This window comes from Streptomyces sp. NPDC086549 (assembly GCF_044746205.1).
Classification (GTDB): Bacteria; Actinomycetota; Actinomycetes; order Streptomycetales; family Streptomycetaceae; genus Streptomyces.
The window spans coordinates 525,802-550,195 of sequence record NZ_JBIVBS010000002.1 but is presented as its reverse complement, the minus strand read 5'-3'; the positions used below and the strand labels follow the sequence as shown (position 1 = coordinate 550,195).

General features: G+C 71.0%; 22 protein-coding genes. 9 read left to right on the top strand and 13 right to left on the bottom strand.

Going from position 1 to position 24,394, the window contains the following annotated elements:
- Positions 1-381 precede the first annotated feature (381 nt).
- A complete protein-coding gene (locus ACIPSA_RS09165) occupies positions 382-879 on the top strand; it encodes a hypothetical protein (RefSeq protein ID WP_402630783.1) in 498 nt (165 codons plus the stop codon).
- 248 nt (positions 880-1,127) lie between these two features.
- Complete coding sequence (locus ACIPSA_RS09160; RefSeq protein ID WP_402630780.1) at positions 1,128-2,741, top strand: S8 family serine peptidase; 1,614 nt, start codon at positions 1,128-1,130, stop codon at positions 2,739-2,741.
- Between the two features lie 139 nt (positions 2,742-2,880).
- Here ACIPSA_RS09160 and ACIPSA_RS09155 read toward each other — a convergent pair whose 3' ends face one another.
- From ACIPSA_RS09155 to ACIPSA_RS09125, 7 genes are all read right to left on the bottom strand, one after another.
- Entirely contained in the window at positions 2,881-3,342 is a 462-nt protein-coding gene (locus ACIPSA_RS09155; RefSeq protein ID WP_402630778.1) for a hypothetical protein, read from the bottom strand.
- A 63-nt stretch (positions 3,343-3,405) separates the two neighbouring features.
- The gene (locus tag ACIPSA_RS09150; protein WP_402630775.1) at positions 3,406-4,083 is read right to left on the bottom strand and encodes a GAP family protein; all 678 of its coding nucleotides are present in this window, start codon (positions 4,081-4,083) and stop codon (positions 3,406-3,408) included.
- Between the two features lie 202 nt (positions 4,084-4,285).
- Positions 4,286-6,721: a SpoIIE family protein phosphatase gene (locus ACIPSA_RS09145; protein WP_402630772.1), complete on the bottom strand. Its 2,436-nt coding sequence runs from the start codon at positions 6,719-6,721 to the stop codon at positions 4,286-4,288.
- Positions 6,722-6,817: 96 nt separating this feature from the next.
- On the bottom strand, positions 6,818-7,678 hold the full coding sequence (locus tag ACIPSA_RS09140; RefSeq protein WP_402630769.1) for a hypothetical protein: 861 nt from the start codon (positions 7,676-7,678) through the stop codon (positions 6,818-6,820).
- Entirely contained in the window at positions 7,668-8,150 is a 483-nt protein-coding gene (locus ACIPSA_RS09135) for a DUF6114 domain-containing protein (RefSeq protein WP_402630766.1), read from the bottom strand. The genes ACIPSA_RS09140 and ACIPSA_RS09135 overlap by 11 nt, the downstream gene beginning before the upstream one ends.
- A gap of 86 nt (positions 8,151-8,236) precedes the next feature.
- The gene (locus tag ACIPSA_RS09130; RefSeq protein WP_402630764.1) at positions 8,237-8,860 is read right to left on the bottom strand and encodes a DUF6230 family protein; all 624 of its coding nucleotides are present in this window, start codon (positions 8,858-8,860) and stop codon (positions 8,237-8,239) included.
- A 235-nt stretch (positions 8,861-9,095) separates the two neighbouring features.
- Positions 9,096-10,214 (bottom strand): hypothetical protein, encoded by a 1,119-nt coding sequence (locus ACIPSA_RS09125; protein ID WP_402630761.1) that lies wholly within the window; start codon positions 10,212-10,214, stop codon positions 9,096-9,098.
- A 130-nt stretch (positions 10,215-10,344) separates the two neighbouring features.
- Between ACIPSA_RS09125 and ACIPSA_RS09120 the strand changes: the two genes are divergently transcribed.
- Positions 10,345-11,499, top strand: a complete 1,155-nt coding sequence (locus ACIPSA_RS09120) for a cystathionine gamma-synthase (RefSeq protein WP_402630758.1) — start codon at positions 10,345-10,347, stop codon at positions 11,497-11,499.
- Between the two features lie 24 nt (positions 11,500-11,523).
- On the opposite strand, the gene ACIPSA_RS09115 is transcribed toward ACIPSA_RS09120, so the two are convergent.
- The 3 genes from ACIPSA_RS09115 to ACIPSA_RS09105 all read right to left on the bottom strand — a co-directional run bounded on the left by ACIPSA_RS09115 (position 11,524) and on the right by ACIPSA_RS09105 (position 12,916).
- The gene (locus ACIPSA_RS09115) at positions 11,524-11,772 is read right to left on the bottom strand and encodes a hypothetical protein (protein ID WP_402630755.1); all 249 of its coding nucleotides are present in this window, start codon (positions 11,770-11,772) and stop codon (positions 11,524-11,526) included.
- A gap of 25 nt (positions 11,773-11,797) precedes the next feature.
- Positions 11,798-12,301 (bottom strand): sigma factor-like helix-turn-helix DNA-binding protein, encoded by a 504-nt coding sequence (locus ACIPSA_RS09110; RefSeq protein WP_402630752.1) that lies wholly within the window; start codon positions 12,299-12,301, stop codon positions 11,798-11,800.
- Positions 12,302-12,409: 108 nt separating this feature from the next.
- On the bottom strand, positions 12,410-12,916 hold the full coding sequence (locus tag ACIPSA_RS09105) for a MarR family winged helix-turn-helix transcriptional regulator (protein WP_402631721.1): 507 nt from the start codon (positions 12,914-12,916) through the stop codon (positions 12,410-12,412).
- 161 nt (positions 12,917-13,077) lie between these two features.
- Between ACIPSA_RS09105 and ilvA the strand changes: the two genes are divergently transcribed.
- From ilvA to ACIPSA_RS09090, 3 genes are all read left to right on the top strand, one after another.
- Positions 13,078-14,307, top strand: a complete 1,230-nt coding sequence (gene ilvA, locus ACIPSA_RS09100; RefSeq protein WP_402630749.1) for a threonine ammonia-lyase — start codon at positions 13,078-13,080, stop codon at positions 14,305-14,307.
- A 188-nt stretch (positions 14,308-14,495) separates the two neighbouring features.
- On the top strand, positions 14,496-15,476 hold the full coding sequence (locus tag ACIPSA_RS09095; RefSeq protein ID WP_402630747.1) for an ATP-binding cassette domain-containing protein: 981 nt from the start codon (positions 14,496-14,498) through the stop codon (positions 15,474-15,476).
- Positions 15,473-16,330 (top strand): ABC transporter permease, encoded by an 858-nt coding sequence (locus tag ACIPSA_RS09090; RefSeq protein WP_402630744.1) that lies wholly within the window; start codon positions 15,473-15,475, stop codon positions 16,328-16,330. The genes ACIPSA_RS09095 and ACIPSA_RS09090 overlap by 4 nt, the downstream gene beginning before the upstream one ends.
- Positions 16,331-16,435: 105 nt before the next feature.
- Here the strand turns inward: ACIPSA_RS09090 and greA are convergent, their stop codons facing one another.
- Together greA and ACIPSA_RS09080 are read right to left on the bottom strand one after the other, a co-directional pair.
- Positions 16,436-16,936, bottom strand: coding sequence for a transcription elongation factor GreA (gene greA, locus ACIPSA_RS09085; RefSeq protein WP_402630741.1), 501 nt, complete (start codon positions 16,934-16,936; stop codon positions 16,436-16,438).
- A 168-nt stretch (positions 16,937-17,104) separates the two neighbouring features.
- Positions 17,105-17,503, bottom strand: a complete 399-nt coding sequence (locus tag ACIPSA_RS09080; protein WP_402630739.1) for a DUF4307 domain-containing protein — start codon at positions 17,501-17,503, stop codon at positions 17,105-17,107.
- 170 nt (positions 17,504-17,673) lie between these two features.
- Between ACIPSA_RS09080 and mca the strand changes: the two genes are divergently transcribed.
- Positions 17,674-18,534 (top strand): mycothiol conjugate amidase Mca, encoded by an 861-nt coding sequence (gene mca / locus ACIPSA_RS09075; RefSeq protein WP_402631718.1) that lies wholly within the window; start codon positions 17,674-17,676, stop codon positions 18,532-18,534.
- Position 18,535: 1 nt separating this feature from the next.
- Positions 18,536-18,769: a hypothetical protein gene (locus ACIPSA_RS09070; protein ID WP_402630736.1), complete on the top strand. Its 234-nt coding sequence runs from the start codon at positions 18,536-18,538 to the stop codon at positions 18,767-18,769.
- An 8-nt stretch (positions 18,770-18,777) separates the two neighbouring features.
- Here the strand turns inward: ACIPSA_RS09070 and ACIPSA_RS09065 are convergent, their stop codons facing one another.
- On the bottom strand, positions 18,778-21,978 hold the full coding sequence (locus ACIPSA_RS09065; RefSeq protein WP_402630733.1) for a tetratricopeptide repeat protein: 3,201 nt from the start codon (positions 21,976-21,978) through the stop codon (positions 18,778-18,780).
- Between the two features lie 231 nt (positions 21,979-22,209).
- Here ACIPSA_RS09065 and ACIPSA_RS09060 point away from each other — a divergent pair, with 231 nt between their 5' ends.
- Positions 22,210-24,240, top strand: a complete 2,031-nt coding sequence (locus ACIPSA_RS09060) for a thioredoxin domain-containing protein (RefSeq protein WP_402630730.1) — start codon at positions 22,210-22,212, stop codon at positions 24,238-24,240.
- The last annotated feature ends 154 nt before the right edge of the window (positions 24,241-24,394 follow it).

The following is a 24,394-nucleotide window of genomic DNA, read 5'->3' as shown; positions in this document are numbered from 1 at the left end:
CCCACGAGTTCGTCGCCGACCGCCGCGACCGCCGCCGTCCGGCCCGTCCGCGCCGCGGCCATCACCTCGGAGACCGGAAACACCGGGTCGTCGTCGGCCCGGCGGCTCTGGTCCCAGATCCGGATCGCCTGGGCGAGACCGTCGTCGTGATGGTCGTGCAGATGCCATGCGGGCATCGCCACCACCTCACCCGGCCCGGGAGTTCCATCGTCTCCCGCCGGTGCGCCGGGTGCGCTGGGTGACGAGCCGACTCACACCAGGGCGGTCCTCCGATTGCGGGCCCCGCGACGGCCGACTAGCTTCGGGGCGTCGGATTAATCCGATAAGCCCGACATAGGCCTTATGTCGGTTTCTCTCGCGTTCCCATCGAACGGAGCATTCATGTCGGTGATGACCGGTACCCAGCCCCTGCAGCAGTTCGGCCAGCAGATCGGCACCCCGCAGATCGGCGCCCCGCAGCAGCAGCTCGCGCAGGTGGTCCAGCAGTCGATCCAGCAGGCGTGTCAGCAGGCCGCCACGCAGATCGCCCAGCGCATGCAGCAGACGCTGCAGCACATCCAGCAGGTGCAGCAGCAGCTCCAGCAGCAGGGCATGGGTCAGCAGGCGCACCCGTACCTGGCTCTCGCGCTGCACCACACGCTGCACGCGGGCGTCCGCAGCGCGGTGGAGCAGTCCGTGCAGCAGGCGCTGCCCACCGCGATCGTGGCCCTGCTCCAGCAGGCCCAGCCGGGCCAGCAGAGCCAGCAGCAGATCCAGCCGGGTCAGCAGTGGGGCGGCGGGTACGGCCAGCAGCAGTCGTTCGGTCAGCAGTTCCCGCAGTACCAGCAGCAGCCGGGCTTCGGCTACGGCCTGATGGGTCAGCCCTTCGGTATCGGCTGACCTCTGGCGGCGCGCGATGCGGTGTGCCCGGAGTCCCGGGCACACCGCATCACCGTGGAAGCGCGATCCGCCCGTCACCGGATCAGGTGCAGGAATACGACGCGAGCGTGGTGAAGGTGGACGTAATGGTCAAGGAAAGGTCCGAAAGCGGCGGCGAGAGCGCGGGCGGGGGCGCGGGGGCGGCTGGGCCGGGACCCGAAGGCAGGGCGACGGGGCCACGCAAGGAAGGCACGCAGGGGGCCTTCCCCGTGCAGCCGCGCCTGGCACGGTACTTGGTGACACCGCTGCCGCAGAATCTGCTCCCGCCGGGAGTGCCCGAACTCGACATGGACGCCATGTGCGACCGGCTGGACCGGATGCCCGAGGTCAAAGTGATCCGCAGACTCCAGCCTTCGGAGAAACTCCAGTCGGCCGGACTGCTCCCCTCCTGCCCGGAGCTCGCGGTCGTCGAGGCGGCCGAGGCCCAGGTGCCGGCGATGCGGTCGCTGCACGTGCACATCGAGCCGGATCTGCCACTGGCCGGAACCGGACCCGCCGCCACGCCGACCGCGGGCATTCTGCCGCTGCCCGATCCGGGGCTGGTCACGCCGCTGGAACAACCCTTGGAGATCTCGTTGCGGGTCTGCGGCCCGGACGGCGAACCGCTGGCCGGCGCCGGGGTGTTCCTGATCGGGGCCACGTGGCCGGGCCAGGGCGTCACCGGGAAGGACGGGACGGTCACCATCACGCTCGCGACGGAGACCGCCGATTCCATTCAGTCCCTGTACGTGCGGCCCGCGGGCGGGTACACGGACCGCTGGATCCACCGCCCCGACCTGTCCGCGACCCGGGAGAACCTCGTCACCCTCACCCCGCTGGCCAAGGTGTACCCGGAGCTGGAGAAGCGGCAGCAGTACGGCTGGGGCCAGCAGGCCATGCGGCTGGACCGGCTGCCCCCCACGTTCCGCGCCTTCGGCGTCAAGATCGCGGTCATCGGCTCGGGGGTGAGCGCCGAGCACCCCGACCTGAGGCAACGGGTGCGCTCCGGCGTCGATCTCGTGCACGGCACGGACGAGGGATGGGCCCGCGACACGGTGGGCAGCGGTACACACGCGGCGGGCATCATCGCCGGGGCGGACACCGGCAAGGGCGTCATCGGCATCGCGGTCGACGCCGAGATCGAGGTCTGCCAGGTGATGCCCGACGGGCACTTCAGCGATCTCATCGCCGCCCTGGACCACTGCATCGAACGCGAGGTCGACATCGCGCACATCGCGGTGGCGACCCCGTACTCGTCCGCGCTGGTCTCGCGCAAACTCGCCGACGCCAACGCGATGGGCATCGCCTGCGTCGCGCCGACCGGTGACACCGGCGGGCCGGTCGCCTTCCCGGGCTCGCTGCCCACCGTGTTCGCCGTGGGCGCGCTGGGAGTCTTCGGCTCCTACCCGCAGGACACCTCCCAAGCAACCCATTCGGGGCCCCAGTTGACTCCGGAAGGGCTGTTCGTCGCGCCGTTCAGCTGCTACGGCCCCGGCGTCGACGCGGCCGCCCCCGGTGTGGCGGTCCTGTCGGACGTGCCGCAGGGCGGATACGCGGCCCTCGACGGCACCGGCACGGCCTCGGCGCACGTCGCCGGCCTCGCCGCCCTCGTTCTCGCTCACCACGAGGACTTCCACGGCCAGTTGCTGCCCCGTGGACCCGGCCGGGTGCAGCACCTGTTCGACATCATCTCGGCCAGCTGCCGCCAGCTGGCCGCCCAGGGCACGATGGAGGCGGCCCGCGTCGGCCGCGGCCTGCCCGACGCCCTCGTCGCCCTCGGCCTGGCTCCCGGAGTGCAACTCGCCCCGGCCTTGTCGCCCTACGCCCCGTCCATGGCCGGTTAGCCCCGTCCCCGAAACAGCCTCGCCAGGCACCCTGTTCGAGAGAACGGGTGCCTGGCGAGACCTGTTTCGGGCGCTCGGTACCTCGGCACTCGGCACTCGGCACTCGGCACTCGGCACGACCACGGCGTGCGTCCGGTGGTCAGGAGGCCGCAGCGGCGCCCCTCGCTCTTTCCGCCTGAAGGTGCAACACCAGGAAGAGAACGCATCCGAGATCGTCGGGGAGGACGTCGTGGCCCTTGGGCAACTCGATGCGCCGGGGACGGCTGCCGAGCATGTCGTACGAGATGGCGAGCGGCCCGATCGTCCGCACCTTCCCGCTGAATCCGTGCCGGCCCACGACGTAGGGTCCGACGCGCCGCGGAATCGTGGACCAGCCGCAGTCCACGTCCCACGTCCCGAACGTCCTCGGCCGGTTGCCCCATCGCCCGTACCCGATGTGCAGGTCACCGATCCACCTCAGCCGATGGCCCATCATGTCGTACTGAAGCGGCCACGGCCCGAGCGCCTGAGGCCTGCCGCCCCACTTGCCGTGGGTGATCCTGACGTCGCCGATGGCACACAGCCGGCCACCCAGCCGGTCGTAGCTCAGTTCCAGTTCCACAAGAGCCCCCCGTTGCCCGAAGTACGCCCACCCACTGTGTTGTACCCCCCTGGGCATCCACGGCTACGCCGTGAGGTCGCCGATGCCGTTCCCCAGCAGCTTCAGTCCGAGGACGAAGAAGAGGACCGCCATGATGGCGATGTTGTGCAGCGCGGCCCAGTCCTTCCAGCTGCCGAGCATGCTCTTCGCCCGCTCGCCCATGAGCAGGAGGACCGCGAGCGGAGCCAGGACGCCGAGCGAAGCGATGATCACGAACAGTGCCAGGGTGACGATCTGCTGCCCGATGGGCAGCCCGCTGGAGCTGATCGAGGCACCCGCGGCGATGGTCAGCGGAGCGTTCTTGGCGTTGGCTGCCGCCAGGGCCGTTCCGAGTCCGAAGATCTTGACCGGTGTGAAGCGGTCGATCGCGGCCATCCACTTCGGCAACCGGGCCTCGGAGGCGTTGGCAGGCCGCTTGCGCCACAGCTGTGCGCCGAACAGGAGAAGGAGCACTCCCAGCGCGAGGTGGAGGGCCCCGACCCAGGTGGCGGGCTGCTTGTTCGTGGAGGCACTGGAGGACCCCCCGATCACCAGCATCACCGCGCCCAGCGCCGAAAGCCCCAGCATCCAGCCGGCCGCGAACAGCAGTCCGTTGGGCCGACCCCGCGGAGTGGCCAGGACCAGGATGATCGCGACGACCGGGAGAGGGCTCACGGCAACACCGGCCGCGAGACCCAGCACATCACCGAGAGCTTTCCCCATGGCGGCCTCCGGGAGCGTTCAGGGCACTTGAAAACCCGCGGCCAGCATCACCCGCGCACCGCCCCACGGCACGGCACGAGCGGTGAAAGGGTGAGCGAGGCGCGGCCGGTGCCCCCGCGGGCACCCATCGGGCGGTACGCGAGTTGCAGCCCAACAAGCAGTCACCCGGGCGGCATCACCCGGGCGGCATGACGCGGGCGCATCACCCGGGCGGCAGGGGCTGCTCCGTCCAGACGGTCTTGCCGTCGTGGCTGTAGCGGGTGCCCCACCGCTCCGTGAGCTGCGCGACCAGGAAGAGCCCGCGTCCGCCCTCGTCCGTGCTGAGGGCCCGCCGGAGGTGAGGGGTGGTGTGGCTGGTGTCGGACACCTCGCAGATCAGGCTCTGCGAACGGATGAGGCGCAGGGTGACGGGGCCGGCCGCGTACCGGTAGGTGTTGGTGACGAGCTCGCTGGCGACCAGCTCGGTGGTGAAGGTCAGTTCCGTGAGTTCCCATTCGACCAGTTGTGCCGTGACCAGCTCCCTGGCGCGGGCAGCGGCGGTCGCGTCCAGGGGCAGCTCCCAGGTGGCGACATCCTCCGGCGGTAGCACCCGGGTACGGGCGATGAGCAGGGCGACGTCGTCGGCGGGGCGGTGGCCCTTGGGCAGCAGTGCTTCGATCACGGCGTGGCAGGTGTGGTCCAGAGAGTCGGCGGAGTGGGTGAGACATTCGTTCAGGTTCTCCAGCGCGGCGTCGATGTCGCCGTTGCGCGCCTCCAGGAGGCCGTTGGTGTAGAGGGCGAGCAGGCTGCCCTCGGGGAGTTCGAGGTCGCACGTCTCGAACGGCAGTCCGCCCAGGCCGAGCGGTGGACCTGTGGGCAGGTCGAGCACGGTCACCTGGCCGTCCGGCGTGGACACCACCGGTGCCGGATGGCCCGCGTGTGCCAGGGAGCAGTGCCGGGAGACCGGATCGTAGACCGCGTACACGCAGGTGGCCCCGAGCACCTGCTCCACTGCCGACCCGTTGCCGTCGGCGCTCGCCTCCAGCTCGGTGGCCAGCAGACTGACCAGATCGTCCAGCCGGGCCACCACTTCGTCCGGTTCCAGGTCGAGGCTGGCCAGGGTGCGTACGGCGGCGCGCAGGCGGCCCATCGAGGCCGCGGCGTGGATCCCGTGGCCGACCACGTCTCCCACGACGAGGGCGACCCGGGCCCCCGACAACGGGATCACGTCGAACCAGTCACCGCCGATGCCCGGCTCACCGCTCGCCGGCAGGTATCGGCAGGCCACCTCGACGGCCGGCAGGTCGGGCGCCACGGTCGGCAGCAGACTGCGCTGGAGCGTCAGGGCGGCGCTCTGCTGCTGGGTGAAGCGGCGCGCGTTGTCGATGCAGACGGCAGCACGCGAGGAGAACTCATGGGCCACCGCCGCGTCGTCGTCCTCGAAAGGCTCCGAATGGCGCACCCGCCACAGGCTGACCACGCCCAGTACCAGGCCGCGCGCCATCAGGGGCACCACGATCAGCGAATGAACGCCGAGACCCAGGGCGATCTCGATCCGCCGCCGGTCCATGGCGGACCACTCGGGGCGGAGGGACAGTGACCGTTCGAGAATCGTGCGTCGCTCGGCCAGGCACCGCGCCTGCGGGGAGTCCGGAAGGAGCGGGACCACGTCGCCCGCCTGGAACGGGACCCGGGGTTCCGGGGGCGAGAGGGACACTCGGAGCAGCGGACCGGTCCCTTCGGGGGGTGGTTCGTCACCGAGTGTCACCGGTTGCAGAAGGTCCACCGAGCAGTAGTCGGCCAGGCCGTGGGCGGCCACATCGGCCAGTTCCCGGGCCGTCTGCGTCACATCGAGTGAGGTTCCGATCCGGGCGCTGGCCTCGTTCAGCAGGGTGAGCCTGCGTCGGGCCCGGTAGCGGTCGGTCACGTCCTCGATCGTCTCGGCCACACCGAGAACCCGGCCCGCGGAGTCCTCCATGCGGAAGGCCGAGACGGACACCATCCGTTCCCGGCCCGGTTCATGAAGTGACCGGGCCGACTGCTCTGTGAAGATCACCGGCTCGCCGGTCTCCAGGACGTGCCGTACCCGGTCGTCGGCCGGACCCGCGTCCTCCTCGACCATGAATTCGCGAGGGCGATGGCCCACCGGCGCCTCGGCCGGGACGCCGCTCGCCCTTTCGATCGCACGGTTGACCCGGATCACCTTTCTGTCCGGGCCGTAGGTGACCAGACCGATCGGGGACCGGCGGTACAGGCCGTCCAGCAGCGCACGGTCCCGCTGCCAGGCGATGACCTCCGCGGCGGGGGCTCCGACCAGGACCCACTCCTGACTGTCCTCGTCCCGGGTGATCGCGCGGGCGCGGAAACCTATCTGCACACGCCGTCCGTCGTGGTGCCGGACGGGCAGGACCCCGAACCAGCCCCCCGCCCTCATGGCGTCCACGACGACGGACCGCGCGGCAGGCAGGTCACGGGCGTCGATCAGGAGGTCGCGCCACGCCCGTCCGATCACTTCCTTGGCCGGATAGCCCAGCAGTTCCTGTGCACGGGCGCTCCATCCGACCACAGTGCCGCGATCGTCGAGCACGGCCGAGGCGCCGTGCCCGAGGGCGAACGGATCCTCCGGACTCTCGCTGAACAGCATCGACGGCGTCCCCATTAGCCACCACCTTGACTCCGTGCCTCCGATGTTCCTCCCACCGGTCTCCGTCCGCGACTTTCCCGTTCCTCCCGGCATGGCCTGTTCGTCCGCCGGTCACCCGGCCCTGGCGCGCAGCAGCGGCCGCTTGACGGACAGGTTGCCGCCGAACTGCGCGACCGGTGAAACGGTCGCGCCGACGCAGGTGATCGTGCGGGTGCGGGCGGCCGGGTGTGCCAGCCAGGGAGGTACGGCGTCGGGGGTGATGGTGACGCTGCGGTTCGCCGGGAGCGGGGCGCCGCCGAGGTCCGTGACCTTGCCGGACAGCTTGCGGATGTAGAGGGTCACCACGCCCTTGTCGCCCTGGCCCTTGAGCGTGGCCGTGGACCTGGCCCGCAGCCGCACCGCCGCACGGCCCCGGCCCGCGGTCGCGTCGAGGTTGACGGCGTCCACCGACCGGGCGACGAACTTCAGTGCCCGAACGGGCCCGGCCGCGGTGCGCACCCTGACCACGCCGCGGAAACTGACGGCACGGAGCACGAGCCGGTCGGCGCGCAGTACCCAGGAGGTGTCCGCGGGGCGGGTCCGCGGTGGGTCGAGCGGGGCGTCGCCGAGTGGTGCGGCGCCGATTGGTGCGGCGGCCGCGGAGGGCGAGGCCTTCGCGGCTGCTCGTGCGGTGCTCGCGGACGGCCGCGCGGCGTGCGCGGGTGTCGTTGCGTTGCCGGAGCGTGCCGGCGCGGGACCGGCCGGTCGCGGGGTGGTGCCTGTGGGGGGCGGCGTGCCGCTCGACGGTGTCGGCGCTGTTGCCGCGGGGGTGCTCACCGGTGCCGTGGGCGTGCCCGTGCCGCCGGGGGTGAGGAGCGGGTCCGTCGGCGAGGGTGTGGGGAGGCGCAGGACCAGGGGCACGGCGGCCGCGGCCAGCGCGCAGGCGATGGGCCGTGGTACCCGGCCGAGCATGCGGGCGTGGTCAGTCGTCACGTCGGCCTTCTCCTGCCGGAACGGCCGTGGACGCGCGGTTCGCCGGCGCCGTCGACGGTTCGGTGGCGACGGGGGGAGTCCAGGAACAGGCCAGGGAGCCGCCGACCAGCCCGGTGATCAGTCCGAGGAAGAGGCCGCCGAGGTTCGCGACGGGGAAGGAGACGAGAGCGAGCAGGAGAGCGGCGATCCCGGCGAACACGCGATGGTGCGGGTGGTACCAGAGGGTGAGCCCCAGGGCGATGAGCAGCACTCCGATGATCAGGGCTCCGGCACCGGACGTGGTCGACATGGCCAGCGGAAATCCGCCCAGGTCCAGATTCGCGTACGGCCAGTACAGGATGGGCAGTCCCGCCAGCGAGGTGAAAAGCCCGGCCCAGAAGGGACGTTCGCCACGCCAGGTTCTGAACCTGTGCCGGGCGTCCGCCGCCGTGACGCGCAGTCGGGGTCGTCTGCCGAAGAGGTTGGGGATCACATGTGTTCCTGATCAGCGGTGCGGCGTGCGCAGGGGCCGCGTGAGGCGGATGCGGGGGGTGTCCGGCAGGTTCGTCCGCCCGGGGCTCAGGGGCATTCGTGGCGGCCCTGCTCGATCTGCACGTGCAGGCCGGGAATGTTGAACGTACCGGCGGTGAGCGCGACCGCGGTCACTCGCACGTCGGTCAGGGTGACCGACGTGGCCTGCTGCCCGAAGCCGTTGGGGTCGAAGAAGCGCGAGTCCCGGTCGCCCGGGTTGATCGGTCCCTTGGTGATCTCCCCCTGCGCGATGCCCTGGTCGAGGCCCGTGAAATTCGCCTGCCCGGCCGACTGGGATGTCGTGTCGAGGAACAGGTTCGTTGCCTCGACCAGGCGGTCGTTTCCACCGGTGATCCTCAGCGTCTGCGTGCCCAGTACCGGGACTTCGACCACTACGGACTGGCACAGCGCGCTGATCGTCGCGTACCGGGCACCGGTGACCAGGACCGGCACACGCTCGCCCTGCCTGGTCACGTCCAGCATGCTGTAGATGCTGAGTCCGCGAGAGGTCAGGGTGTCCGCGGTGACCAGGAACCTCTGCCCGGAAATGAGGAACGACGCGGCCAGCGCCCCCTGTCCCATGGCGATGCCGAGGGCTGCGGCGGCTGCGACGCCGGGTACCAGGACTGCCGCGAAACGCCGCCAACGGGTCTTGCCGGCGCGGTGCGACATCCCGTCTCCTTCGGTCGTGGAGCGGGCCCGCCCATACCTTGACAAGGCGGATATTTTCCCGTTTTCCAGAGACGGATCCTAGGCTTCCGGTTGTGGCGACCGGCTGCACGTCAGGGCCGCCGTACGGGTGACGCCAACTTTTGCTGGGCCCTTCGGGCGACAGCCGGTGCCGAGCCTTTCGAGCGACGCTCCCGGGAAAGGACGTTCTCGCCTGCGTCGCCTACCGCGGGGACGGTCAGCTGAGCAGGGTCGCCGGGCTGCCGCCGTTCGCCTCGTAGCCCGCCACCGCCAGGGCGCGGTAGACGGCGAACTCCGCCGCCGGGTCGGGGGAGAGGGACCAGGGCAGGGCGCCCACGTGGCCGTCGACGTGTATCAGCTGGTCCATGGCCTCGGCCCAGCGCTCGGCGCGGACCAGGAAGAAGACCAGCAGGTGACGGACATGCGCCGACATCGGGTCGTCGGGGCGGGCCGCGTGCACCGCGTGGAGCGCGCCGTGCATCGCCCTGGTCACGACCTCGCTCCGGTAGAAGCTGCTGACCAGGTTCACCTCGGGGAGGTGCTCGAAGACCGCGAAGAGGGGCATCGCGGCGAGCAGGGAGCCCTGGGGTGCGCGCGCCGCGGCGGCCTCGGCGAAGGAGTACGCCAGCTCGCGCGAGCCGTGCCACTTCTCGCACCAGTAGTGCAGGGCCGCGAGGTGGGCGCCCATGTGGGCCGGGGCCCGGTCCAGGATCTTCAGCCACAGCTTCTCGAACTCCGGCTGCGGATACGCCAGCCCGCGGGCCACCGACAGTTCGATGACGTACGGGACCGGGTCACCGGGAGACAGCAGCGCGGCCTGCCCGCTGGCGTCCCTGGCCTCCTCCATGATGATCCGGAACTCGTCCGTGCCCGGAGTCGACGTGCGCCACGCCTGCTGCACCAGGAACTCCGCGTGCACCGCCGCGCCGCCCGCGTCCTTGGGCTGCTCGGCCCGCCACACCCGCAGCCACTGTCCGCCCGGCGTCTCATGGATCCCGCCGGGCCGCTGCTGCAGTTCCAGCGCCGCCGCGCCCGCGAAGGCCTGGACGCGCTGCCAGCGCAGCTCGCCCTCCGTCTCGGTGCCGGCCAGCAGCTGTGCGGCGGCCCGGTAGTCCTGGGTGCGCTGCACCAGCTCCAGGACGTCCAGCAGATCCTGGTCGGGGCCGGGCATCCGGATGTCCAGCTCCTCCTCGCGCGCGAAGCCGTAGTTCGCCGGGTCCGCGGCGTCCGGGTGGTCGGGCGAGACCCGCTCGATCATCCCGCGCCTGCGCCGCAGGACCGGGAGCAGTGCGAAGCTCAGCATGAGCAGCGCCATCAGGACCCAGAGAATCTCCATGGCTCAAGCGAACCAGACGCCGCCGACAATTGGCCAACCCGTCCGGCTCCCCCTGTGGAGAACCGGCCCTCCCCTGTGGAAAACCGCCCGGCACGGCACCAGTCGCGCGAGCGCACTACGCTCGGTGCTCATGAGCGACAGGCATATCAGTCAGCACTTCGAGACCCGCGCCATCCATGCGGGCAACACCGCCGATCCCCTCACCGGTGCGGTCGTCCCGCCGATCTACCAGGTCTCGACCTACAAGCAGGACGGTGTGGGCGGTCTGCGCGGCGGCTACGAGTACAGCCGTAGCGCCAACCCGACCAGGACCGCCCTGGAGGAGAACCTCGCCGCCCTGGAGGGCGGCCGTCGCGGCCTCGCGTTCGCGTCCGGGCTGGCGGCCGAGGACACCCTGTTGCGTACGCTGCTCAGCCCCGGCGACCACGTGGTCATCCCGAACGACGCGTACGGCGGCACGTTCCGCCTCTTCGCGAAGGTCGTGTCCCGGTGGGGCGTGGAATGGTCCGTCGCCGACACCAGCGATCCGGCAGCCGTACGGGCCGCCATCACCCCGAAGACCAAGGCCGTCTGGGTGGAGACCCCCTCCAACCCGCTGCTCGGCATCACCGACATCGCCACCGTCGCCCAGGTCGCCCACGACGCGGGCGCGCGGCTCGTCGTCGACAACACCTTCGCCACGCCCTACCTCCAGCAGCCGCTCTCGCTCGGCGCGGACGTCGTCGTGCACTCCCTGACCAAGTACATGGGCGGTCACTCGGACGTGGTCGGCGGCGCGCTGATCGTGTCCGACCAGGCACTGGGCGAGGAACTGGCGTACCACCAGAACGCGATGGGCGCGGTCGCCGGGCCCTTCGACTCCTGGCTGGTGCTGCGCGGCACCAAGACGCTCGCGGTGCGCATGGACCGGCACAGCGAGAACGCCACGAAGATCGCCGACATGCTGAGCCGGCACGCGCGCGTGACGCGGGTCCTGTACCCCGGCCTGCCGGAGCACCCCGGTCACGAGGTCGCCGCCAAGCAGATGAAGGCGTTCGGCGGCATGGTCTCCTTCCAGGTGGAAGGCGGCGAGGAAGCGGCCGTCGAGGTGTGCAACCGCGCCAAGATCTTCACGCTCGGGGAGTCCCTCGGCGGCGTCGAGTCCCTCATCGAGCACCCGGGCCGTATGACGCACGCCTCCGCGGCCGGTTCGGCCCTGGAGGTCCCCGCCGACCTCGTCCGCCTTTCCGTGGGCATCGAGAACGTCGACGACCTGCTGGAGGACCTGCAGCAGGCGCTGGGCTAGCCGAGGGCCGGCCGCGGCGCCGGCTCACCAGCCGGTGATCGGTGGAGTCGTCCGAGAGGGCGGCTCCACCCAGGGGCGCGCCGTCAGGGCCCAGACGGTGAAGGCCACGGTCGCCGCCGACAGCAGCAGCCACAGGAGGCGGCGGGCCGCGGTCCTGCGGCGCAGCATGCGGCTCCCGCGGCGCACGACCTCCGCGTACAGCTCGGGTGGCACCGGCGGCGGCACCTGCTCCATGATCCGCCGTGCGGTGGCCTCCCGCTCGGGCCGGTTCATACGGGCCTCCTGTCGTTCCGACGCCTCACGACGGTGCCACCTTCGGGCCCATCACCGCCGGTGGCTGCCCCCGGCGCGGATGCAGCAGCGTGGCCGTCGCCCGGTCGCAGATCGTGCGGACCCGTTCCACCGGGAGGCCGAGCAGCGCCGCCGCCTGCTCCTCGGCGACTCCCTCGTACAGTCGCAGGACGAGGATCAGGCGCTCCTGGGGGGTGAGGACGGCGAGGGCGCTCCTGGGATGCGGGCGGGCCCGGCCGAAGCCGCCGTACTGGTGCCACGCCCCGCGCGCGAACCGTGTGGCGAGGTACTGGCGGGCGCGGTCGTACGGGTCCTCGCCGTGCAGCCGGTCCCAGTACGCGTACGTGTGCGCGAGGGCCAGGGTCAGCAGCCGCCGCGCGCGCGGGTTGTCGTCCGGTGCCTCGGCGGTCAGCAGTGTGGCGGCATGCAGCAGCCGTCCTGCCGCGCCCGCGACGAACGCCTCGAACTCCCGGGCCCGGCGGGCGTTCTGGGACACCTGCCGTGCTCGCACCCGATCCTCCCGCCTGAGGGGCCCTGCCGGTACGGCATACGGAAGCGTGTACGACCAGGACCCGGTCTCATATGAGGCCAGCGGCGGCCCAAGGTCAAGAGTCGGGGCTCAGGAGGTCGGCGGAGTCTCCGGCGCGGGCACACCCGGCACTGCCATGCGGGCGGAGAGCGCGCTGTTGAAGCGCGTGAGGAGCGTGCAGAACGCCTCGCGCTCCTCCGGCGCCCAGTCGTGTGTCAGCTCGGCCATCAACTGACGCCTGGACGAGCGGACTTCCTCCAGCCGGGACAGCCCGCGCGGGGACAGCTGGAGCACCACGGCGCGACCGTCCTCGGGGTGCGAGGTCCGCTTGACGAGCCCGGTGTCGACCAGCGGAGCCACCTGCCGGGTGACCGTCGACGAGTCGATCCCCATGCTCGCCGCGAGCGCCTTGACGCCCATGGGGCCTTCCTTGTCGAGGCGATTGAGCAGCAGGTACGCGGCGCGGTCCATGGAGTTGCGCACCTGCCCGACGCCGCCGAGCCGGGTCTGTTCGGCACGGCGGGCGAACACCGCCACCTCGTGCTGCATCGTGTCGAGGAGACCGGTGTCACCGACGGTCGTCATGTCCATCGACATTTCAGGTGTTGTGGGCATGGCCGGGGGCTCACTTCATGAAGGGTGCTGGGTTGGGGGACAGGGTACGCGGCCGGGGGGTGGGCCGTACCGGGGCTGTGTAAACCGGTCTCGGAGCTTGGTCACACCAGCTGTGCGCGACTGCGAACTGCGAGACTTGAGTCATGAGCTACAGCACGGCCGACTCCCTGCGGTCCGTCACTCTCGACGACGTACGCGGCGCCCAGAAGATGCTCTCGGGTGTGGCGCGGGTGACCGCGATGGAGGGCAGCAGGCATCTGTCGCAGCTGGTGGGCGCGCCGGTCCACCTGAAGTGCGAGAACCTCCAGCGGACGGGGTCCTTCAAGCTGAGGGGCGCCTACGTCCGTATCGCCGGACTGCTGCCCGAGGAGCGCGCCGCGGGTGTCGTGGCCGCGAGCGCCGGCAACCACGCGCAGGGCGTGGCGCTCGCCTCCGCGCTGCTCGGCGTGCACGCCACCGTGTTCATGCCGAGGGGCGCCCCGCTGCCGAAGATCAGCGCCACCCGGGACTACGGCGCCGAGGTGCGCCTGCACGGTCAGGTGGTCGACGAGACGCTGGCCGCCGCGCAGGAGTACGCGGAGAAGACCGGCGCGGTGTTCATCCACCCCTTCGACCACCCCGACATCATCGCGGGGCAGGGCACGGTCGGCCTGGAGATCCTGGAGCAGTGCCCGGAGGTGGGCACGATCGTCGTGGGCATCGGCGGCGGCGGGCTCGCGGCCGGCATCGCGGTCGCGGTGAAGACGCTGCGGCCGGACGTGCGGATCGTCGGCGTGCAGGCGGCGGGCGCGGCGGCGTACCCGCCCTCGCTCGCGGCCGGGCGGCCGGTGTCGGTCGAGAACCCGTCGACGATGGCCGACGGCATCAAGGTGGGGCGGCCGGGTGACGTGCCGTTCGGGATCATCGGCGAACTGGTCGACGAGGTCCTCACGGTCACCGAGGACCAGCTGTCCGCGGCGCTGCTGCTGTGCCTGGAGCGGGCCAAGCTGGTCGTCGAGCCGGCCGGTGCGAGCCCGGTCGCGGCGATGCTGGGCCATCCCGGTGCCTTCCCAGGGCCGGTCGTCGCGGTGCTCTCCGGCGGGAACGTCGACCCGGTGCTGCTCCAGCGGGTCCTGCGGCACGGCATGGCCGCGCAGGGCCGCTACCTGGCCGTTCGGCTGCGGCTGACGGACCGGCCGGGCGCCCTCGCGACGCTTCTCGGGGTGTTGTCAGTGGTCGACGCTAACGTCCTCGACGTGAGCCATGTACGGACCGACCCGCGGCTCGGGCTCACGGAGGCGGAGGTGGAGCTGCATCTGGAGACGAAGGGCCCGGTGCACTGCGCCGAGGTCGGTCAGGCCCTGCGCGAGGCGGGATACACGGTCATCGATTGAGGTCGGAGACCTCGCCGACACTCTTCCGTCATCTTGTTCGGGCAACGTCGAGTCCGTCACTCGTTCGGGCAATCCAGAGAAAAGTCTGTTGAGTAACGCGATACATCGCGTTACGGTGTGTTGCAGCCACCCCCCAGCGTTTTCCGCCCATCCCCAAAGACCCCATCCCCAAAGACGTGGAGACTCATATGCCAGGCGCCATCTACGCCGAAGGCCTGGTGAAAACCTTCGGCGACGTAAGGGCACTGGACGGCGTCGACCTCGATGTGCCCGAGGGCACGGTCCTCGGCCTGCTCGGGCCGAACGGCGCGGGCAAGACGACGACCGTCCGCTGCCTGACGACCCTGCTGCGCCCCGACAGCGGCAAGGCCGTGGTCGCGGGCGTGGACGTCCTCAAGCACCCCGACACCGTCCGCCGCTCCATAGGCCTGTCCGGCCAGTTCGCGGCGGTCGACGAATACCTCACCGGCCGCGAGAACCTGCAGATGGTCGGCCGGCTGTACCAGATGGGCGCGAAGGCGTCGAAGGCCCGCGCGGTGGAGCTGCTGGAGCAGTTCAACCTCACGGACGCCGCCGACCGTCCCACCAAGACCTACTCCGGAGGCATGCGCCGCCGGCTCGACCTCGCGGCCGCGCTCGTGGTGTCGCCGCCCGTGATGTTCATGGACGAGCCGACGACCGGCCTCGACCCGCGCAACCGCCAGCAGCTGTGGGACGTCATCAAACAGCTGGTCTCCGGCGGTACGACACTGCTGCTCACCACCCAGTATCTGGAAGAGGCCGACCACCTGGCCCACGAGATAGCCGTCGTCGACCACGGCCGCGTCATCGCCACGGGCACATCCGACCAGCTCAAGGCCCGCACGGGCGGCGAGCGCGTCGAGGTCGTCGTGCACGAGCGCGAGGAGATCGCGACCGCCGCCGAGGTACTGCGCGGCTTCGGCAAGGGCGAGACCACGGTCGAGGAGCACATGCGCAAGCTCACCGTGCCGGTGACCGGCGGTGCCAAGCTGCTCGCCGAGGTCATCCGGGAACTCGACACCCGCGGCATAGAGATCGACGACGTCGGACTGCGCCGCCCCACCCTCGACGACGTCTTCCTGTCCCTGACGGGACACGTCGCCGAGGACAACGACAACGAGGCGAAGGCCAAGGAGGCCGCGAAGTGAGTGCCGTGACCGACGCCGTGCGGGTCGCGGCTCCCTCCAACCCCGTCAGCCAGCTGGTCCGCGACTCGCTGATCGTCGCCCAGCGCAACCTGATCCGCATGTCCCGGATCCCGGAGATGGTCATCTTCGGGCTCATCCAGCCGATCATGTTCGTGGTGCTGTTCTCGTACGTGTTCGGCGGGTCCATGAAGATCGGCGCGAGCACCAGCGCGATCGACTACAAGAACTTCCTGATGGCGGGCATCTTCGCGCAGACCGTCACGTTCGCCACCGCCAGCTCCGGCGCGGGCATCGCCGACGACATGCACAAGGGCCTCATCGACCGCTTCCGCTCGCTGCCCATGGCCCGCGGTGCGGTGCTCACCGGGCGCACGCTCGCCGACCTGGTCCAGACGGCACTGACCCTGGTCGTCCTCGCGGTCGTCGCCCTGCTGGTCGGCTGGCGCACGAGCACCTTCGGGGACACCAACGCCGCCAGGATCCTCGGCGCCTTCGGCCTGCTGCTCCTGCTCGGGTACGCGTTCACCTGGATCGGCGCCCTGATCGGCCTGTCCGTGCGCACCCCGGAGGCGGCCACCTCCGGCGGGCTGATCTGGCTCTTCCCGGTGACCTTCCTCTCCAACGCGTTCGTGGACACCAGCAACATGACGCCGTGGCTGCGTCACGTCGCGGAGTGGAACCCGTTCAGCGCCACGGTCCAGGCGGCCCGTGTCCTGTTCGCCAACCCCGGCCAGTCCCAATCGGACGCCTGGCCCATGCAGCACCCGGTCTGGGCCTCGCTGATCTACTCGGTCCTGATCATCGCGATATTCCGGACCCTCGCGGTCCGGAAGTACCGCTCGGCCACGGCATGACGAGGCCCCCGGCATGACGAAGGCCCCGGTATGACGGGGCCCGGCATGACAAGGCCCCCGGCGTCACGCGGACGCCGGGGGCTCGCCGGGAAACCGTGAGCGGGATCAGCCCGAGTACGGCTCGGCCTTGAGGATCTTCACCGAGGCCTTCTTGCCGTTGGGCAGCTCGTACTCCGCGTCCTCGCCGACCTTGTGGCCGATGACCCCGGAGCCCAGCGGGGACTGCGGCGAGTACGTCTCGATGTCGGCGCTCGCGTACTCGCGCGAGGCGAGCAGGAACGTCATGGTGTCGTCCTCGTCACCGTCGAAGGCGATCGTCACGACCATGCCGGGCGCCACGGCACCGTCGGCCGAGGCCGGAGCCTCGCCCACCTTGGCGTTCTCGAGAAGCTGGGTCAGCTGGCGCACACGGAGCTCCTGCTTGCCCTGCTCCTCCTTGGCCGCGTGGTACCCGCCGTTCTCGCGCAGGTCGCCCTCCTCGCGCGCGGCCGCGATCTTGGCGGCAATGTCCGTGCGCGCAGGACCAGACAGGTACTCCAGCTCGGCCTTGAGCTGGTTGTACGCCTCCTGGGTCAGCCAGGTGACGTTCTCGCTGGTCTGGGTCACAGGTGCTCCTCGTCGGTACTGGGAATACAAAGCATCGCCCTACCCAGAAGAATGTTCCTTCACGGATGGGCGAAACCACGAGCCTAACAATTCAACGGCTAAAGGGGGAGGACATAAGCCACCAGAATTACATCGACGCAGGTCGGAGCCTGCGCGACGCGAGTGATGTCAGCCGGTGTGGCACCCGAGCAGCTCGGCCGTCGAGCCCCGGGCCGTCGTACGGAGGGTGACGACCTTGTCGATGCTCGTGGCCGATCCGGAGAAACGGAAGTCCGCCCGGCCCACCTCGGAGCCGTCCTCGCCCTGGGAGCGCAGCGTGCAGTAGCCGTCGGCGCCGGCGTCCTTGTGGACCTCCAGATGCACCTTGACGGCGTCGTCCGAGGCCTTGAAGGCGATCACCTGCGCGCTGATCTCGTTCTGCCCGACGTAGTGGTAGGCGAAGTAGCCGACCAGCGCCAGCAGGGCCGCGCCCAGGACGGCCCCGGCGACCTTGAGCCCGCGGTCCGCGTTCTCGTCCGAGGAACGGCCGTAACGCCCCTCGGGCAGTCGCGTGCTCGCCGTACTCATGATCGTCCTCTCGGCAGAGACGGGACAGAACGTCCCGAAAGGGGCCTCCGGGGCGGGGCCCGGAATTATTCGCCCTCCGATTCGGTCACTATAGAAGCCGCCGATCGCGCCCGACGACACGGGGGCGCCGACTTACTGAGGATTGAGTCTTGACTGACCAGTTGCGACTGATGGCCGTTCACGCGCACCCCGACGACGAGTCGAGCAAGGGCGCGGCCACCATGGCGAAGTACGTGTCCGAGGGGGTGGACGTGCTGGTGGTGACCTGCACGGGCGGGGAACGCGGCTCCATCCTCAACCCGAAGCTGCAGGGCGACAAGTACATCGAGGAGCACATCCACGAGGTACGCAAGAAGGAGATGGACGAGGCCCGCGAGATCCTCGGCGTCAAGCAGGAGTGGCTCGGCTTCGTCGACTCCGGCCTGCCCGAGGGCGACCCGCTGCCCCCGCTGCCCGATGGCTGCTTCGCCCTGGAGGACGTCGACAAGGCGGCCGGCGAGCTGGTGAAGCAGATCCGCTCCTTCCGTCCCCAGGTGATCACCACCTACGACGAGAACGGCGGCTACCCGCACCCCGACCACATCATGACCCACAAGATCTCCATGGTGGCGTTCGAGGGCGCGGCGGACACCGAGAAGTACCCGGAGTCCGAGTTCGGCCCCGCCTACCAGCCGCTCAAGCTCTACTACAACCAGGGCTTCAACCGCCCCCGCACCGAGGCGCTGCACAACGCGATGCTGGAGCGCGGCCTGGAGTCGCCCTACGGGGAGTGGCTCAAGCGCTGGAGCGAGTTCGAGCGCACGGAGCGCACGCTCACCACGCACGTCCCCTGCGCCGAGTTCTACGAGATCCGCGACAAGGCGCTGATCGCCCACGCCACGCAGATCGACCCCGACGGCGGCTGGTTCAAGGTGCCCATGGAGCTCCAGAAGGAGGTCTGGCCGACCGAGGAGTACGAGCTCGCGAAGTCTCTCGTCGACACATCCCTCCCCGAGGACGACCTCTTTGCGGGCATCCGCGACAATGCCTGACATGAGCGCGAGCCTGGCACTGACGCACCTCGTCCCCCTCGCCAAGGAGGTCGACGAGAACAAGGTCACCCCCGGCGTCCTCGGCTTCATCGTCTTCGCGGTGATGGCCCTGGCCGTGTGGGGCCTGATGAAGTCCATGAGTAAGCACATGCAGAAGGTCGATTTCAAGGAGACCCCGGCCCCCGGCGCGGAGTCCGGGACCACCGCGGACGACCCGAAGGCGCAGCACGGCTGACCGGGGGATCACTGCCTGGCCGGCACCGGGACCCCCATGACCTCCCGGGCATGCCGGTCCGGCACCATCCCCAGACGCCATGCCTGCCAGCCCGCCTCCAGGTTCACGCCGCGCTCCAGCAGCAGCCGGTACGCGGCGGCGTAGTCGTCCAGCTTCTCGTCGCGCGCGGGGTGTCCGGTGCGGGCGAGCTGGGTCAGCTCCTCCAGGGCGACCGCCGTGCCGACCTCCACGCCGCCGGGCGCGGCGTAGGGGAGCAGGGTGCAGCGCAGGAAGCGCGCCCAGTCCTCGCCGCGGCGGTCGCCGTACGAGGTGAACAGGCCGATCGCCTCGTCGCACAGGGCGAGGGCCTGCTGGGTGCGGGTGTTGCCCGCGTCCACGACCGCCAGCTCCAGACAGGTCCACGCCTCGCCGTGGGCGACTCCGATGCGCTGGAAGTCGGCGCGGGCGTCGACGAGGAGCTGCCGGGCGAAGCCCGAGTTCCTGAGCGAGCCGGTCTGGGCCGCGCGCTGGTCACGGGTGACGCGGGCCGAGTGGTGACGGGCGCAGGCCAGGCCGTAGACGTCGCGCATGCGGGAGAACATCGTGCGGGAGCGTTCCAGCTCGCGCACCGACAGATCCAGGTTGCCCGTCTCCTCCAGGGCCTGGCCGAGGTAGTAGACCGTCCAGGCCTCGCCGCGCGCGTCCTCGTTGTCGCGGTGCCGGGCGGCCGCCCGGCGAAGGCCGTCCACGGCCGGGGAGGGGTCGCCGGCGACCAGCCGGGCGCGGGCCAGCTGGGTCAGGGCCCAGGCCTCGCCGCGGGCGTCGCGGGTACGGCTGTAGCGGTCGAGGGCGGCCCGCAGCTCGCGCTCCGCACGCGGTACGTCCCCCATGCGCAGCCCCAGCTGGCCCAGCTGGAAGTGGGCCCAGGCCTCGCCGTGCACGGATCCGCCCTCGTGGTGCAGGACCAGGGACCGGGTGAGCAGGTCCAGGGCCTCCGACAGCCGGGCGCGGTCGCGCTGGACCGCGGCCAGCGCGTGCATGGTCCAGGCGCGGTCCGTCGCCAGCTCGGGCGCCGCCTGCAGATCCAGGGCCTCCTGGAGCTTCGCCGCCGCCTCCGTGAGGTTGCCCTGGTGGTGCAGCGTGATGCCGAGGGAGCACAGGGCGCGGGCCGCGCCCGCGTCGTGGTGCGCCTCCATGTAGAGGTCGACGACGGAGGCCAGGGTCGTCCGGGCCGTGTCCAGTTCGCCCAGGTGGCGGGCCGCGATGCCGGTGCGCCACTGCACCGAGCGGACCAGGAGGCCCCGGTCGACGGCGTGTGTCAGCTCGCTGATCTCGCCGAGGCGGTAGAGGTCGCCGCGCAGCAGGCAGTAGTCGCACAGCGCGCCGAGCAGGTTCAGCACGGCCGCCTGGTTCACGCCCTCCGCCTGACGCAGGGCCGCCGTGATGAAGCTCGACTCGTCGTCCAGCCAGCGCAGCGCCTCGTCGAGGGAGGTGAAGCCGTGCGGGCCGAAGCGGTCCGAGCGGGTCGACATATTGCCGTCGACCAGACGGAGCACGGAGTCGGCGAGCTCCGCGTAGTTCACGATCAGGCGTTCCTGCGCCGCCGTGCGCTCGGCCGGTTCCTCCTCGTCCATGAGACGGGCCTGGGCGAAGGCGCGGACCAGATCGTGCAGCCGGTAGCGGCTGCCGCGGACGTGGTCGATCAGGCCCGCCTGCGCGAGGGCCACCAGATGGCGGGTCGCCTCCGCCTCGTCGGTGGCGAGCAGGGCGGCGGCCGCCGCGGCGCCGAGGGAGGCCCGGCCGGCGATGGCCAATCTTCTCAGCAGCCGGCGCGCGGTCTCGGACTGGTCGGTGTAGCGCAGCCACAGCACGCGCTCGACCGGCTCCACCGGGCCGTACGCGGAGAGGTCGGTGGCCAGCCCGCGCGGTGAACGCGGGCCGAGGGACGAGCCCGCGATGCGCAGCGCCAGCGGCAGCCCGCCGCACAACTCCCTGATCCGGTCGGCGGATTCGGCGTCGTACGGTTCCGAGGCGTCCTGCGCGGCCGCGCCCAGCAGCTCCTCCGCACCCGCCGCGTCCAGTGCCTCGACCGGGAGCTGGTGGACCCAGGCCAGGAGGTCGGCGGGCAGGTCGAGGGGCTTTCGGGCGGTGACCAGGACCAGGCTGTCGGAGCGTTCCGGGACGAGGGCGCGGACCTGCTCGGGGTCCGAGGCGTCGTCGAGGACGATCGTCACCGCAAGGCCCGTCAGATGCTGGTGGTACAGCTCGCTCAGACGCTTGATCTGCTGGTCGGGGGAGGAGCGCTCGCGGAACAGGAGCTGCTCGCGGGGCGCGCCGAAACGATTGAGCAGGTGCAGCAGGGCGTCGCGGGTGGACAGCGGCGGCTCCTCGCCGCTGTCGCCCCGCAGGTTGACGACGACCGCGCCGCGGAAGTGGTCCCTGAGATCGTGCGTGGCGTGGACGGCGAGCGTGGTGCGGCCGGAGCCCGGCGTCCCGTACAGCACGACCACCGTCGGCCGGGTCTCGGTGGTCGCCCTGGACGCCTGCGCCCACTGCCGGATCCGCGCCAGTTCCTGCCGTCGGCCCGTGAAAGCGCCTTCCGGCTCGGGGAGTTGGCCGAACGACTGGTCGAGCGCCGTGCGCCTGCGGGCCGCCGCGCTCTTGTCCGAGCCGCGCAGCTGGGGACCCGTCTTCTTCGGGCCCGTGGAGGCGCTGAGCACCCGCTGCTGGTCGAGGAACGGGCGGATGCCGCGCACCTCCAGCGCCGTCAGCCACTGCAGGCGCAGCTGCTCGGGGCCGCCCGGCTGTCCGACCTCTCCGGCGCGGTGGTGGGCGGCGGGCAGATGGGAGCTCGCCACCTTCACGACGGTGGCGGCCGTGCCCACCACGCCCACGGCCACGCCCGCGCCCAGCGCCGTGCCCGCGCCGGTGCCGAGGGAGAGGTCGGCCACGGTGGCGGCAACCGCGGCAACGCCCGCTATCAGCAGGGGAGTTCCGGTGCCCTCGCGGGCGTACCGCTGTCCGAAGGTCAGCCGGCCGGCCTCCGCCTCGTCGAGGGCGCGCGTATAGGCCTCGTACTCCTCCGCCGCGTTCTGGGCCATGGCGTCCAGCGCGCCGCCGGCCCGCGACAGCAGCACCTGTCCGTCGACGCGCCCGCCCGAGCGCCGTACCTCCTCCTCCACGGCCCTGGCCACCAGCCGCTCGGCCTCGGTCCGATGGCTGTCCCGCATGTCCCGTCCCCCTCCGGCGGCAACTCCTTTGCCTACGAGTGTCCTTCGACGGAGACTTGAGCGCGAGGGGGCGACGATCACGGAGTTCGCCCCCGTGCCCCTGAGATCAATCGATCGATCTTGTGAGTGTCGCTCTGGTTGTCGAACGAGGGGCGTGCATCGACCCCGGCGGTCGGCTGACGGGCGGCCTGTCCTGCGACGGACTGAAGCAAGTGGGGCAGGATGGGGACTATGCCGAACCGATTGGCCAATGAAACGTCCCCGTACCTGCTCCAGCACGCCGACAATCCGGTCGACTGGTGGCCCTGGTCGGAAGAGGCGTTCGAGGAGGCGCGGCGGCGCGCGGTACCGGTGGTGCTCAGCGTCGGCTATTCGAGTTGTCACTGGTGCCACGTCATGGCTTCCGAATCGTTCGAGGACGAGGCCATCGCCTCCTACCTCAACGACCACTTCGTGAGCGTGAAGGTCGACCGCGAAGAGCGCCCCGACGTAGACGCCGTCTACATGGAGGCCGTCCAGGCAGCCACCGGTCAGGGTGGCTGGCCCATGACCGTGTTCCTCACGCCGGACGCCGAACCCTTTTACTTCGGCACGTATCTCCCGCCCGCTCCCCGCCACGGCATGCCCTCCTTCCGGCAGGTGCTGGAGGGGGTGCGGCAGGCCTGGAGCGACCGGCGCGACGAGGTCACCGAGGTCGCCGGGAAGATCGTGCGGGATCTGGCGGGCCGCGAGATCGACTACCAGACCGCGCAGGTCCCCGGCGAGGAGGACCTCGCCCAGGCGCTCCTCGGGCTCACCCGCGAGTACGACCCGCAGCGCGGCGGATTCGGTGGGGCGCCGAAGTTCCCGCCGTCCATGGTCATCGAGTTCCTGCTGCGTCACCACGCTCGCACCGGCTCCGAGGGCGCGCTCCAGATGGCGCAGGACACCTGCGAGCGCATGGCGCGCGGCGGTATCTACGACCAGCTCGGCGGCGGCTTCGCCCGGTACTCCGTCGACCGCGACTGGATCGTGCCGCACTTCGAGAAGATGCTCTACGACAACGCGCTCCTGTGTCGCGTGTACGCCCATCTCTGGCGGTCCACCGGCTCCGAGCTCGCCCGCCGCGTGGCGCTGGAGACCGCCGACTTCATGGTCCGCGAACTCCGCACCGCCGAGGGCGGGTTCGCCTCCGCCCTGGACGCCGACAGCGACGACGGCGCGGGCAGGCACATCGAGGGCGCCTACTACGTCTGGACACCCGAGCAGCTCAGCGAGGTCCTCGGTGACGACGCCGAACTCGCCGCCCACTACTTCGGGGTGACCGAGGAGGGCACTTTCGAGCACGGCCAGTCGGTCCTCCAACTTCCTCAACACGAGGGGGTGTTCGACGCCGGGAAGATCGCGTCCGTCCGGGAGCGGCTGCTGCGCGCGCGTGGTGAGCGTCCCGCCCCGGGGCGCGACGACAAGATCGTCGCCGCCTGGAACGGGCTGGCCGTCGCCGCGCTCGCCGAGACCGGCGCCTACTTCGACCGCCCGGACCTGGTCGAGGCCGCGGTCGGCGCCGCCGATCTCCTCGTACGGCTGCACCTGGACGACCGCGCCCACCTGGCCCGCACCAGCCGGGACGGCCAGGTCGGTGCCAACGCGGGCGTGCTGGAGGACTACGCCGACGTCGCCGAGGGTTTCCTGGCGCTGGCGTCGGTGACCGGGGAAGGGGTGTGGCTGGAGTTCGCGGGACTGCTCCTCGACCGTGTCCTCACCGGCTTCACCGACCCGGAGAGCGGCGCGCTTTACGACACCGCCGCCGACGCCGAACAGCTTATCCGCCGGCCGCAGGACCCCACCGACAACGCCACCCCGTCCGGCTGGACCGCCGCCGCGGGCGCGCTGCTGGGCTATGCCGCCCACACGGGTTCCGAGCCCCATCGCGCCGCGGCCGAGAAGGCGTTGGGCGTGGTGAAGGCGCTCGGTCCGCGTGTGCCGCGGTTCATCGGCTGGGGGCTCGCCGTCGCCGAGGCGCTGCTCGACGGCCCGCGCGAGGTCGCGGTCGTGGGGCCTTCGCTCGACGACGAGGCGGCAAGGGCCTTGCACCGTACGGCACTTCTGGGCACCGCTCCCGGCGCGGTGGTCGCGTTCGGGTCGCCGGAAAGCGACGAGTTCCCGCTCCTCGCCGTCCGGCCGCTGATCGGCGGCGAGCCGGCCGCGTACGTCTGCCGTAACTTCGCCTGCGACGCCCCGACGACCGATCCGGAGCGGCTGCGCACCGCGCTGAACAGCTGAAACACAAGGGTCCAACCGCCCTAAACGTGACTAGCGTTCGAATTGCTCATCGAGGACGTGCATGGTGATGAAACACGCTCTTCACTGAAAAGGCCTGCGGGCTTCACAGATCACTCATAGTCTCTCCTTCGTGACGCGACGGGTGGGGTGCCAC